This window comes from Streptomyces sp. NPDC002889, assembly GCF_042888425.1.
In the GTDB taxonomy this organism is placed as follows: domain Bacteria; phylum Actinomycetota; class Actinomycetes; order Streptomycetales; family Streptomycetaceae; genus Streptomyces.
On record NZ_JBIAPT010000008.1, the window covers coordinates 1 to 13,012 of the forward strand.

Annotated in this window: 11 protein-coding genes and 1 tRNA gene; 8 read left to right on the top strand and 4 right to left on the bottom strand. The window is 69.2% G+C overall.

The genetic code is table 11. The features are described from left to right. Nucleotides 1-223 precede the first annotated feature (223 nt). From ACFYWI_RS13435 to ACFYWI_RS13455, 5 genes are all read left to right on the top strand, one after another. Entirely contained in the window at nucleotides 224-691 is a 468-nt protein-coding gene (locus tag ACFYWI_RS13435; RefSeq protein ID WP_389230117.1) for a cupin domain-containing protein, read from the top strand. Between the two features lie 668 nt (nucleotides 692-1,359). Beyond that, nucleotides 1,360-1,623 carry a hypothetical protein gene (locus tag ACFYWI_RS13440; RefSeq protein WP_389230120.1) on the top strand — a complete coding sequence of 88 codons (264 nt, stop codon included), beginning with the start codon at nucleotides 1,360-1,362 and terminating at the stop codon, nucleotides 1,621-1,623. Nucleotides 1,624-2,966: 1,343 nt separating this feature from the next. Then, nucleotides 2,967-4,346: an FG-GAP-like repeat-containing protein gene (locus ACFYWI_RS13445; RefSeq protein WP_389230123.1), complete on the top strand. Its 1,380-nt coding sequence runs from the start codon at nucleotides 2,967-2,969 to the stop codon at nucleotides 4,344-4,346. 1,468 nt (nucleotides 4,347-5,814) lie between these two features. Then, the gene (locus tag ACFYWI_RS13450; protein WP_389230127.1) at nucleotides 5,815-6,057 is read left to right on the top strand and encodes a hypothetical protein; all 243 of its coding nucleotides are present in this window, start codon (nucleotides 5,815-5,817) and stop codon (nucleotides 6,055-6,057) included. Then, nucleotides 6,054-6,209, top strand: a complete 156-nt coding sequence (locus tag ACFYWI_RS13455; protein WP_389230129.1) for an integrase — start codon at nucleotides 6,054-6,056, stop codon at nucleotides 6,207-6,209. The genes ACFYWI_RS13450 and ACFYWI_RS13455 overlap by 4 nt, the downstream gene beginning before the upstream one ends. Before the next feature lie 134 nt (nucleotides 6,210-6,343). Here the strand turns inward: ACFYWI_RS13455 and ACFYWI_RS13460 are convergent. Both ACFYWI_RS13460 and ACFYWI_RS13465 read right to left on the bottom strand, forming a co-directional pair. After that, nucleotides 6,344-6,430 (bottom strand) — tRNA-Ser (locus ACFYWI_RS13460). 88 nt (nucleotides 6,431-6,518) lie between these two features. Then, nucleotides 6,519-7,994: a S1C family serine protease gene (locus ACFYWI_RS13465; protein ID WP_389230132.1), complete on the bottom strand. Its 1,476-nt coding sequence runs from the start codon at nucleotides 7,992-7,994 to the stop codon at nucleotides 6,519-6,521. Between the two features lie 230 nt (nucleotides 7,995-8,224). On the opposite strand from ACFYWI_RS13465, the gene ACFYWI_RS13470 reads away from it, so the two are divergent. From ACFYWI_RS13470 to ACFYWI_RS13480, 3 genes are all read left to right on the top strand, one after another. Continuing rightward, nucleotides 8,225-9,031 (top strand): glycerophosphodiester phosphodiesterase, encoded by an 807-nt coding sequence (locus ACFYWI_RS13470; RefSeq protein WP_389230135.1) that lies wholly within the window; start codon nucleotides 8,225-8,227, stop codon nucleotides 9,029-9,031. A 47-nt stretch (nucleotides 9,032-9,078) separates the two neighbouring features. Continuing rightward, entirely contained in the window at nucleotides 9,079-9,678 is a 600-nt protein-coding gene (locus ACFYWI_RS13475) for an ATP-binding protein (protein ID WP_389230138.1), read from the top strand. Between the two features lie 194 nt (nucleotides 9,679-9,872). Continuing rightward, nucleotides 9,873-10,865, top strand: a complete 993-nt coding sequence (locus ACFYWI_RS13480) for a DUF5926 family protein (protein WP_389230141.1) — start codon at nucleotides 9,873-9,875, stop codon at nucleotides 10,863-10,865. Nucleotides 10,866-11,061: 196 nt separating this feature from the next. Here ACFYWI_RS13480 and ACFYWI_RS13485 read toward each other — a convergent pair whose 3' ends face one another. After that, nucleotides 11,062-11,658, bottom strand: a complete 597-nt coding sequence (locus ACFYWI_RS13485; protein ID WP_389230144.1) for a hypothetical protein — start codon at nucleotides 11,656-11,658, stop codon at nucleotides 11,062-11,064. A 240-nt stretch (nucleotides 11,659-11,898) separates the two neighbouring features. Continuing rightward, nucleotides 11,899-12,615: a bifunctional DNA primase/polymerase gene (locus ACFYWI_RS13490; protein WP_389230147.1), complete on the bottom strand. Its 717-nt coding sequence runs from the start codon at nucleotides 12,613-12,615 to the stop codon at nucleotides 11,899-11,901. Nucleotides 12,616-13,012 lie beyond the last annotated feature (397 nt).

The window sequence follows — 13,012 nt, forward strand, 5'->3', positions numbered from 1 at the left end:
GATCCCCGCATTCGTGATCACGTCACTGCGCCGATCCTGACGCCCGACTCAGGCCATCCGAACAGCCCGTGGTGCCACCACCGGTGTGACTGACGGCGTCTGCACCGTCTACCCCATGCTTACCGCCCTTCAACAGGGCCCCGCGTCCAGGTCGTCGCCGGCGTCGGCCTCCTCCCCGCCCGACTCGCCCACGCCAGCCACCCCACCCACCCCGGAGACCGCCATGACCATGGCCTACCTCGCCCAGCCCAGCCAGCAGCAGACCCTTGAATGGCTCGACGGCGGGCTGTTCACGATCCTGCTCGACAGCCAGGCCACCGAAGGACAGCTCACTGTCGGACGGTTCGACATCCACAAGGGCGAGGCCCCGCCCTTCCACCTCCACACCCGCGAGGACGAGGTGTTCCTCCTCCTCAAGGGCGAGGCACTCGTATGGGTCGGAGACGAACGCCACGAACTGTCCGAAGGCGGCGTCGTCTACCTGCCCCGCAACATCCCCCATGGCTACCGCATCACATCCGACCGCGCAGACCTCCTCCTCATCGCCACCCCCGCGGGCATAGAGGAAATGTTCCGGCACGCCGGACGCGACGTCACCACCCCCCGCCCCGACGGGTTCGAGATCACCAAGGACAAGCTCGCCGAAGCCGCCGCCCTGCGCGGCAACCGCATCATCGGACCACCTCGCTGACCATCCGCCCCCACCGCGTCCGCCCCCACCCGCCGCCCCGCATCCAACGCAGGACGGCACGCCGCTCCGCTCGGCGTGGCGATCCCCGCCTTCGTGATCACGTCACTGCGCATGGTGCGGCGACTGCATCGACCCCATCGACTGGTGCCCGGACTGCACCAAGGACACCCCATGCGGCGCAAGCGGCGGCCGGCTCCGCAAGCGCTCCGACGCCGCCTACTGCGACGCCGGTTGCCGCGCCTCGGACCGCAGCGACCGCAGCGGATCGCTCGCCAGGCGCCGCACTCACTGGGCGCAGCAGGCCCGATGACCAAAAGCATCCCGTCCGACGCGGACCTGCGGTTCATCAGAACCCTACGTATGGGCACCGTGCACATCTCCGTCGCCTACAAGCCGCACCACCTCGACGCAGACGCTGCGGTCGAGACCCTGTCCGGCGGCGCTGCCCGGGTTGCGGTGGCCACCCCACCGTCACCCGCTGACTTTCCCGCAGTAAGGCGACCGGCACGAGGCGACTGGCCGCTTCGCCGACGAGCACCTCTGTGGCGCCTGCTACCGGACCCTCACGCCGGAGGACCAGGAGCGCGCCTTCGAGCACGAGCAGCCGGAGCTCACCAGCGAACAGCCCCGAAAGGCGGGGCCCCACCACATCGACAGGAGGCCCCGCCATGGCCAACCTTGCTCTCCTCTACCCGATCGGCGCCGCTGTCGGCGCTACGTACGCGGCCGCCGCATGGGCCTGGCGCCGCTTCAAGGCCGGGGCCCGGGCGGGCGTGTTCCCGGGATCCCCGCAGCACCAGGCCGCGCTCCGGTCGGTCGAGGACCACACCGCAACCCAGTTCACGTACTGGCCGTCCCTGCCGACCGCGACGCAGGCCGCCCACGACGAGCGGGCTCTGGGCACCGCGGCGGCGAGGCCGCCCACCCCATGACCCCAACACCCCACAAGGAGGAGGTGAGCACCATGACCACCCTCATCGCGGCCGCTGTGGTGCACAGCCGCGGCGGCCGCCACCGTATGTGCCCACCCGTGCCCGTACGGCACGCCGCCAGCTGTCCCGGGCGCAGGCCGTCGCCCGGCTGACCGGCGCTGTGCACCACCGCGACGTGTGCGCCCTCAAAAACCCGTCTGCAGACCGTCCGCCAGGCGCAGGACGCGCGCCAGCGCCCACTTGTCGAAGTCTGTCGATCCTGAGAGGGCCGTCACCTACTACCGGCAGGCAGCAGCAGTATGCGCGCAGCCCGACAACCCGGCTCTCCAGGCACACACCCTGGTCAAAGCCGGGATCCAAGCGAGCAATCGTGAGACGTTCGAACAGGAGAGGGGTGCCCGGAAGCTCCGGACACCCCTTCTCACCTGGCCATATGTGCCATACGCGGTGGGTGTGGGATTTGAACCCACGGTGACATCACTGCCACGACGGTTTTCAAGACCGGCTTGTCAGGGCGGCCCTCAGGTTCCTGACCTCGGTCTATGCCCCAGAGTGTTGTCCCGGACCACCTACTTGGCCACAGGTTGGCCGCGCGTTCCTTCTCCACGGCCAAACATCAGCTCGGGCGGCGCACGCTTTCCAAGTCTGTTGGTGGGCTGCTGGACTGTGTGCGGGCCGTTCACCCGCGTTCATGGGCAATTGGCTGCCTGGTTCGTGCCTGCTGCGGCACCCGGCTGAACGGGCACGGACGTAGCTGAATGAGACGGCCGCCCCATGGCCCTAGAGCCGGTCTCGCCACCATGGCACGAGCAGGCTGTCCGCCGGGATGACCTTGGCTCTGGCCTCGGGCCAGAGCCGTTTCGTTCGGGCCGGCGCTATGCAAGAGCCCGCAAGGCGATCGATGGATGGGTACCGTTGCCGCATCAGGACGCGGGCAGGGCATTCGCCCCGCAGGGCTGACGGGCGCCTACGCGGCATTGCCCCTGCGGTTGTCGGTCATGTGAGCTCTGACCTGCGGATATGCCGGAGACCAGGGGCGCGCTCGGCAGGGCTTCTCAGTACCCAGGTTGACCGCTGTTGACCGCTCCGTAGGGCACGGTTGGGCCACGCGCAGGCGGACGCCATGTGATGCTCGTCGCTGGGCGGTTGTCCACTGCCAGAAAACTTGAGTTTTCTCAACGGCTCCGTACAACCCTCAGGCCCCTCCAGCGGTCTCCCGTACGCCGCCCGCCCAGCCACACCAAGGCCAAGTCCCGGCCCAGTTGTGGGCGAATGCAGGCCGAACGTACCTCATCGATCAGCAGCGCCCCACCGCGCTCCCCCGCAAGCAGCAGGAGTCCCGCATGCACCAGCACGTCCGCCTCGCCCTGGCGACAGCCGCCGCGGCCACGCTGACCACCGGCCTGCTCGCCCTCACCCCGGCCCCGGCCTCCGCCGCGGTGGCCAAGCACTACGACGACTTCAATGGCGACGGATACCGGGACATCGCGTACGGCAACGCCTACAGCGGCATCTCGGGGCCGGACGGCTGGTCCGGCGGCGCCCTCACGATCACTTACGGCAGCGCCCACGGCCTGGACACCTCGCACACCCAAGTGATCCACCAGGACAGCCCTGGCGTCCCCGGCGCGGGCGAGGAAGACGACATGTTCGGCGAAAGCCTGGCCGGCGCCGACCTGAACAAGGACGGCTACGCGGACCTTGTCGTGGGCAATCCCACGGAGCACGTGGGCGACGACGAGTACCGCGGCTCGGTGACTGTTGTCTGGGGCTCCGCGTCCGGCCTGTCCGGCGGCACCAGCATCGCGCCGAAGAGCGGCGCTTACGGCCACTTCGGCAGCGACCTGGCGACCGGCGACTTCACCGGCGACGGCTCCCCCGACCTGGCGGTCATCGGCGGCAGCGAGACCTGGCTGTACCGGGGCGGGTTCACCAAGTCCGGCACCACAGGCAGCGTCAGCAAGATCGACAAGCCGGATGCCGGCTGGTACTCGTCCGGCCTGGCCGTCGGCAAGGTCGACGGCGACGGCAAGGCGGACCTGGTGGTCCTCGGATTGCAGGCGTCCGGCACCGACTGGAACGTCCGCGCCTGGTTCCTCAAGGGCACCTCCACCGGGCTGTCCTCGGGATCCTCCAAGACCCTCGCCGCCGGACAGAACTACTCCGGCCTCAACGCCGCCATCGGAGACTTCGACAAGGACGGTTACGGCGACATCGCCATCGGCGAGCCCGACGAGAGCAGCGGCAAGGGCGCGGTGAACATCTGGTACGGCACCTCGTCCGGCCCCAGCAGCACCCGCTCGGCGAAGTTCACGCAGGCGAGCACCGGCGTGGCGGGCACCCCCGAGGCCGACGACAACTTCGCCTACGACGTGTCGGCCGCCGACTCCAACGGCGACGGCTACGCGGATCTCGTGGTAGGCGTCCCCCACGAAGACGTGGACGGCCAGGAGGACCAGGGCGGCATTCACCTCTTCCGCGGCGGCTCCGGCGGTCTGTCCGGCTCCCGCTCCTCCTGGATCCCGCAGTCCGTCACGGGCAGCTCCGAGGAGTACGAGTCCTTCGGCCATAGTCTCCGCCTGCGCGACTCCAACTCCGACGGCAAGGCGGACCTCGCCGTTGCCGCGTCCTCCGGCGGCCGCGTCCTGCCCGGCTCGTCCACCGGACCGACGGCCACCGGCTCGTACGAACTGCCCGACGTGGGCGGCGCCTTCCTCGACTGACCTCACCCCTGTTACCGGCCACCGGCACGACGCCCGTGGCCGTGGACCCCCAAGGAGCACAGCAAGTCGGAGACATGCTCTGGGAACCGCCGACGTCTGCCTGAGGATGGGCGACTGAGACGGACAACCTCGAAGGGCCCCACCGCGAACGGTGGGGCCCTTCGACATCGTGCCTGGTGAGGCACTGGCAGAGGATACGAGATTCGAACTCGTGAGGGGCTGCCCCCAACACGCTTTCCAACTGTCCGCATGGCCATTCACCAGCATTCACGGACGTTCACGCGGCAGCTCAGAGGGGGTGCATGTATGGAGGTGAACCATGGTGTCCGTCAGCGCACTGGACAAGGACCAGGACAACGAGCCGGCTGGAGAAGTCTCCTGCTGTGGGCACGACACCCGTTCACCCCGTACCGCAACCCAAGCAACCCCCGTCCGGCAGCGCCCCCCGGGGCCCGCAGCGGCCGGAATGATCGGCCTGACCGATCCGGCTAGTGCTGTGCCAGCGAATGGTCACCGTGGTGGGGGCACCTGTCTGGCAGTGTCTTGGCAGGGCCACCATTCGCCAGGATTCGCCACCCCTCACAAGGCGCTCACCAGGCACTTCTAAATGATCTACGTGCGATGGGTGCCGCGCCACCTATCAACGCCACTGATTCGCTACGGGTTTTCGCCACGATCTGGATCATGGTTCTGGATTGGAAGGTTGATGCTCCTGGCAACTTGAGGTTTCCTCTTCGTGGAGCCGAAAGGTTCCCCCTACGCATAGGGCCTGGCTCCGGGCGACACCCCGAAGCCAGGCCCACATGCGGGGCAACAGGCGGGTCCGGCCGAGTAGATCGCGGTCGGGCTCGCTTGCACCCCACCAGCCGTCCGGACTACCTCTGGCGCATCACATAAATTGCTCGACGCACCCCGCGATGGCAGTGACCGCCGTAAGAACCAGGGCCGCCAACTGAACCCAGTCCGGTAACTGGCTTCGCTTGCGGCGCTGTCTCCGTCGTGTCGATCGCACCATCTGATCCGATCTCCCATCTCTCAATGTTCCCAACAGGGTTGGGACCCACCCGATTCAGGCAGGCGTGCGGGAGAGAGACGCATCGGACCATCCACAAGCTAACCGGCGCTCCGGTGGCGCAGGCGGTAGTTCGAGGGTGGCGAATGCTGGCGAACGAACGCACACCAACTTCATCTCCCGCCTGGCCGCTACTACTTGAACGAGTGGGCTGTGCGCAGCCAGGGGCCGCGTGGCGAGCACCTAACAGCGTTCTTCGGGTGCATGTACTACGGCGCCTTGCGTCCAGAGGAGGTGTCCGCCCTCAGCATCGATCAGTGCACCCTTCCCGAGACCGGATGGGGCCGACTGGATCTGTCCGGCGCCCGCCCGCAGGTCGGCTCTGGGTGGACCGACGATGGAAAGCCCTACGAAGAGCGGGGGCTCAAGCATCGTGCGAGAAGGACCGTCCGCCGCGTGCCGATCCCGCCCGCACTGGTCCTGTTGCTGCGTGAGCACATCGAGCAGTTCGGCACCGGAAGTGACGGCCGGCTGTTCTGCGCTGTCCGTGGCGGCCCCGTCCGTTCGCAGGAGTACGGGGCGGTGTGGAAGGAAGCGCGGCGCCTTGCGCTCACTCCCGCCCAGGTGGCATCGCCGCTCGCACGGATCCCGTACGACTTGCGCCACGCCTGCGTGTCTTCTGGCTGCGTTCCGGGGTGAGCCTCGCTGAGACTGCCCGGCGTGCAGGACAGAGCATCGCGGTGCTTCAGCGGTACTACGCGAAGGTGCTGGACGGTGAGGAAGAGCGGATGAACGACCTGATCGACCAGGGCTTTGCCGAGCAGGCAACGGACGATGAGGCAACCTCCTGACCCTGCCGGATCCTGGCCACAGGTTGGCCACACACCCTGGTCAGCAATGGGATACGAGTGAGACAAGGTCAACACAGAAGGGGTGTCCCCGATCCGGAGACACCCCTTCTGACCAGCACCTACGCTGACCTGTGCGGTGGGTGTGGGATTTGAACCCACGGTGACATCGCTGCCACGACGGTTTTCAAGACCGTTCCCTTAGGCCGCTCGGGCAACCCACCCGGACCCCGCCACCTGGGGCGGAGCGGGCTACAGCCTACCGGGCCCCGGCCATGGGACGCAGCCGCGTTCCCGGCGGTGCGGGCCGGGTCAGTTGTCGCCCTCGCGCTCGCCCAGCGTCACCTCGGCCTTGCGCTCCTTGCCGTCGCGCTCGTACGTCAGCGTCACCTTGTCCCCCGGCTTATGGGTCCAGATCTCGCTGATCAGGGTCGGACCGCTGTCGACCGGCTTGCCGTTGAACTTGGTGATGACGTCGCCCGGCTTCAGACCGGCCTTCGCCGCCGGGCCGTTCGCGCTCACGGCAGGAGTGCCGCCCGCGCCCTGGGCGGCGATCTTGGCGCCCGCGTCCTCGCCCGTCATGTCGACCGTCGCGCCGATCACCGGGTACACCGGCTTGCCCGACTTGATCAGCTGCTGGGCCACCGTCTTCGCCTGATTGACGGGGATGGCGAAACCGAGGCCGATCGAGCCGGCCTGGGACTGGCCGAAGCCCCCGTTGCCTGCCGACTGGATGGCCGAGTTGATGCCGATGACCGCACCGCGCGAGTCCAGCAGCGGGCCTCCGGAGTTGCCCGGGTTGATGGACGCGTCGGTCTGCAGCGCGCTCATGTACGAGTTCTTGCCGCTGGAGCCGTCGCCGGAGGCGACCGGGCGGTTCTTCGCGCTGATGATGCCGGTCGTGACGGTGTTCGACAGGCCGAAGGGCGCACCGATCGCGATGGTCGAGTCGCCGACCGCGACCCTGTCCGAATTGCCGAGGGCCAGCGGGGTCAGTCCGGAGGGGGCGTTCTTCAGCTTCAGGACGGCGACGTCGTAGCCCTGGGCGCGACCGACGACCTCGGCGTCGTACTTCTTGCCGTTCGAGAACGTCGCCGAGAGCGTGCCGCCATCGGCGGCGGAGGCCACCACGTGGTTGTTGGTGAGGATGTGGCCTTCCCTGTCGTACACGAAGCCGGTGCCCGTGCCGGCCTCGCCCTCGGCGCCCTCGAGGCCTGCGCCGCCCGACTGCGCCTCGATGGTGACCACGCTCGGCAGGGCCTTGCCCGCCACCGCGGCGACCGTGCCGGGCTCGCGCTTCAGGTCCCGGGGCGCGTCGGCCGCGGAAACGGTGGTCGAGTCGAAGGGGTCGTCGTTGTGCTCTGCTGCCCAGTACCCGATGCCGCCGCCGACGCCCCCCGCGACCAGCGCCGCGGCGAGTACGGCGGCGACCGCGCCGCCGGTGCGCTTGCGGCGCGGGGAGTCCGCCACCGGGACGGGCGAGCCCCAGACGGGACCGCCGCTGCCCCCGCCCTCATGGGAGGGGTCCGTGGGCGGGGGCGGCGGCCACGCGGCGCCGGCGCGCTGCGCCCATGTGGGCGCGGCTGCCGGTGCCGGTGCGGGCGGCGGGGCCGGCTCGGGCTGGGGGGGTTGCCCGGCCGAGGCCACCGTCGCCGGTTCTGAGGAGGGAAGGGGAGGCGGGGTGCTCGTGGCGTGCTCGGACGCAGGCGTTCCGTCGGGAGCGGCGACCGGCACTGGAGGTACGGACGGGGCGGCCGGAACCGCGTTGCCCTCGTTCTCGGTGCTCACAGCTCTTTCTCCTCAGGGTCCACGTCAGGTTGCACGGCAGAATGCACGTCGGTTGTGTGTCGCCAGCTTTTCCCACAGCACGTCAGGCCACTGTAAGCGGCACCTGTGCGTATTCCGGCAATCCTTTACTTGCGACAAAACGGACGCGCGCGCAGCGTCCGAACAGCTTCCGGGCGGCTTGTGTCCCACCCAGGCTCCCGCCTACCCCGTCACGGTGACACCATGACGCGGTGACTCAAGCACGGCAGCACAATATTCAGGTCGTCGCCCACCGGGGCGCCTCCGAAGACGCCCCCGAGCACACCCTCGCCGCCTACCGCAGGGCGATCGAGGACGGCGCGGACGCGCTCGAGTGCGATGTACGTCTCACCGCCGACGGTCACCTCGTCTGCGTCCACGACCGCCGCGTGAACCGCACCTCCAACGGCCGTGGTGCCGTCTCCGCCCTCGAGCTCGCGGATCTCGCCGCTCTCGACTTCGGGTCCTGGAAGGACGCGGCGGAGAGCCCCGACTGGAGAGACCCCTCTCTCACCTCTGTACTCACCCTGGAACAGCTGCTGGAGCTGGTGGCCGATGCGGGCCGCCGTGTGGAGCTGGCCATCGAGACGAAGCACCCCACCCGCTGGGCGGGACAGGTGGAGGAGCGGCTGTTGCAGTTGCTGCAGCGCTTCGGACTGGATGCGCCGTCGGCACCCGAGGAATCGCCCGTGCGCATCATGAGCTTCTCGGCCCGCTCCCTGCACCGGATCGCGGGGGCCGCACCGCACATCCCCACCGTCTATCTGATGCAGTTCATGACGCCCCGGCTGCGCGACGGGCGGCTCCCTGCCGGCTCGCGGATCGCGGGACCGGGCATCAGGATCGTCCGCAACCACCCTTCCTACATCGCCCGGCTGCACCGGGCGGGCCATCGTGTCCATGTCTGGACGGTCAACGAGCCGGAGGACGTGGAACTCTGCGCACAGCTGGGCGTGGAGGCAATCATCACCAACCGCCCCAAACAGGTTCTGTCCCAGCTGGGCCGCCCGTCACCCTGATAACAGGGAGTGCACCGGCGCGTTCGCTCCGTACTCGATCGTTACGAGTGCGTCACTGGCCTGCGCTTGGCCGGTTTCCGGTCCAGTCCATTGGGGCATTCACACCGTGGCGTGGGGCAAAGGAGGTCTCGGGGGTGGCGTTTGTGGTGGCACAGGAGGTGCCCACGTCGTCGAGCATGGCCGTACCCCATGGCCCTGCGGGCGTGGGTGAGGCTCGACAGCGGATGCGCAAGCAGCTCAGGCGCAGTGGATTGTCCGAAACAGTCGTCGACGATGCCGTTCTGATCCTTTCCGAGCTACTCAGCAATGCATGTCGTCATGGCAGACCGCTGGGACACGCCGAGGTGGGCGACGGGGACGTCCGCGCAGCCTGGACCGTCGACACAGCAGGCGGACTGACGGTCGAGGTGACGGATGGAGGCGGTCCGACCCGACCGGTTCCGGCCACGCCCTCGGTCACCGCACGTGGCGGCCGCGGGCTCAACATCATCAGCGCGCTTGCCCAGGACTGGGGCGTGCGCGACAGCGCGAGTGGTGAGGTCACCGTGTGGGTGATCGTCACCGAAGGGCATCGTCACGAGGATTTCGCTACGCGCGTCACAGGTCCCTCGTTCGAGTTCGCGGACTCCTTCGACGATCTGGACTGAAGGACCAAAGCGGTGGACCGGGGTGGACCGAACGGTGGGCCAAGGAGGTGGGCCGGCGCCACGGTCCACAGCCGGCCGGCGAGGCAGACTGACGAACCGACAGCCCGGAACGACGATCCGCACTCACGTCGGCTGCACGGACGGCTAGGCTCGCGCCCGACACAGCACTGCCGCAATCGGGAGAAAGCCACACCATGGCCAAGAAGCGCCCCCAGACGAAGGCAACGAAGCCTCAGCTCAAGGACGGGGCCCGCGCCACAGGCGTGAACGAGCCGGTTCCGGTGGTGGGAGCCCGCGAGCCCTGCCCCTGCGGATCCGGCCGCCGCTACAAGGCCTGTCACGGCCGGGCCGCCTCGCACGCCGTGACCGAACTGGTCCAGCGCCCCTTCGAGGGCCTGCCGGGCGAATGCGACTGGGTGGCGCTGCGCGAGCTGGTGCCGGCCGCGACCGTCGCCCTGACCCTGAAGGGCGGACTGCCCGAGGGCGTGCCGTCGGTGACCCTCGCGACGGTACTGCCGATGGCCTGGCCCGCACTGCGCCGCGACGACGGCTCCGTACTGCTCGGGCTGCAGAACGACACGCCCTCCGGCGACCTCAGCCGCGACCTCGGCGCCACCCTGCAGCGCGCGCTGACCGCCGAGCCGGGTACGCCGGTCACCGCCGGCGGCTCCGCGGCCGACGGCGTACGGCTGCAGGACCTGCTGGACCCTGCGGCCCCGTTCGAGCCCGTCGTCCACTCCGGCTTCGAGTTCTGGGTTCCCGAATCGGCCGAGCACGCCTCCCCGGAGGTCTCCGCCTCCCTCGAGCGCGCGAACGCCGCGGCGATCCCGACCGTGAAGTTGTCGGGTGTGGACTCCGCCTACTGGTGCGAGACCCCGGAGAAGAACCACCTGCGCTGGGTCATGCCGCACCCCGAGGAGCGGCTCCTGGACGCGCTCGCCCGTCTGCACGCCGCCGGGGGCACCTCGCTCGGCGAGGGGACCCGGCTGGTCGGTTCCTTCCGTGCCCATGGGCTGATGGTCCCCGTGTGGGACCTGCCGAGCGCGATGGGTGCCGAGGAGTGCGAGAAGCCCGCGGCCGAGTTCGCCGAGCGGCTCGCCGAGGCCCTCACGAGCGACGCTCCGCTCACAGCGGAGGAGCGCAGGGCGCGGGGCGGGCTCACCAACCGCCAAGTGACTCTCAGCTGAGAGTGACGGTTTCTGTCGACCGATAGGTGACTCCAGTCACAACTCGCCCTGTCGACAGGTAAATCCCTGTCCGAATACCAGAGATCGAATTTGCGAACCCCAGATCTCTTGTTACCGTTCTAGAAGCCCGGTCGCTGGTGCATCCCCCGTCGCCAGCGACCGGGCGCTTCCATTCCCATGGAAGCGCGCCGCGCGGTCAACGCCGCCCGGGCGTTCGGGAGTTGCTCGTCGACCGCAGGACCAGCGGTCCCTCACCCGCAGCACCGGAAGCCGCGAACTCCGCCACCGCCCAATACGCCGAAGCCGCACCCCGCGAGGGCTCCCGCGGAGTGTCACAGGTACCCGGCTCATCTCCCGCCTCGACCGCGCAGTTCGTCTGCAGAGTGCGCCCCCCAGGCCCCATGAGGGTGAGCACGGACGTCAATTCCTTGCCCGTCGCATTGCGGTAATACGTACGCGCCCAGGTGTCGCGTCCCTCGGTCAGCACACATGTCTGCACTTCGACACCTTCGGGGGAGGCGAGTTCCGGCCCACATTGCGCGGCCGTCAGCGGTCGATGGGACTCACCCCCGTCCAGCACGGTGGACCCATCCGACCCGTCCGCCCCACCGATCACATCGGAGATTTCCGGTGCATCGATGCCGTGGAGCAGTCCGGCGTCATCTTTCGCGTCGTCCGCGGGAACCGAGCCGTTTTCCGGGCCGGGTCCATGGGCGGATCCCGCCGAGGCGGCGAGCGGCAGCAGCGTGGCCGCCACCACCACGACGGCAAGCCCGATCATGCGGAGATTCATGGGCCACCTGTCGGCTTGCGGGGGAATTCATAGGGTGGCCCGACGATATCGGCGGAATGCGGACGCAGACGCCGCCGCGCGCGTATCCAGCGCAACTCGGCCCAGCTCCTACCCGTACGAGTGACAGAGGTACGACACAGGTGCGGGTGACAGAGCTGGGCCGCAGTAGCTGTCGCGGTACCGCCGCCCGGCAGGGGCGGCGCCGGAGTCGGTGACGCCGGTCGGCGCCACCGACCGGCGTCAGTACGCGAGCCTGCTGCCCTCGCCCGCCTCCGGCGGATAAAGACCGCTGTTGTCCGGGGCGCCGGATGCGCTCGCCTCGACCAGTGCGTCCACCACCGCCTCCACATCCGGCAGCCAGGGCGTCGCGGAACCGGGCAGCGGAGCCCGCTCCCAGCGCACCTGCCCGGTTCCCGTCTCCGACGGGGGCAGCACCAGATAGCCGCCGTCGCTGTGGAAGCGAAGTGAACTCGGTACGCAGTCCTTGACGAAGAGCAGCTCGCCGAGCTGCTCGAGGGTGTACGGAGCCACGAGGATCGACCACCGCGTGGGCGTCGCGACGACCGGCCCGAGCCGCATGCCCGTCCGGTCGAGCTCCGACAGAGCACGGGCGGCGGCGACGGCCGGCAGGCTCAGCGCGCACGGCGCGCGACCTCCGGTGGCCAGCACGATCGGGGCGGCGGGCCGGTTGGTCCACCACCAGCGCACCATGCGCTCATCGGTGGTCGCCGCCAGGATGCCGGGGTCGAAGGGGTGTGCGCCGGGTACGACGCACTCGGGGTCGGGGCAGGGGCAGTCACGCCCGCGGTCACCGCGACCGCCGGCCGCCGGCAGTCCCACACCGGGCAGTACGGGCCATTGCCACTCGACGGCGCAGGTGAGCGCTGCGTCGAGCTGTACAGGCCCCCTCTTACGCCGGTTCCGGAGCCTGCGTCGCCTTCCGAGGATCTCGCGCATGAGCGCTCGTTCCTTTCCGTTGAACGCCGGGGTCCACATCACACCATGTGTGCAGCTCTTCACTGTGCGTACAAATGCGTACTGATCGGCGCGTCACCGCCCTTGCCGGTGGCATGGGCGGCCCCCACTCCATCGGCGGCAGGTTCGCCGCCCGGGGGGCCCAACGTGGGGCTGTAGTCCATTAAACGCGTGGCGGGGGGTGGCGCGCGCCTGGCGCTTCACTGTCCCGCTGTAACCTTCCCCGCCACTCGGGGATGAGGCGCGGCTCCGGCTGTTAGGACGCCGTGGTCCGCCGCCAGGTTCCGAGGCTGTTCCAACTGCCCCTGACCATCACCGTTTACGTACCCGTCACGTATGGAACGACGCTCCCCTTCGAGCCTTCGCTCTGTGGGGATCC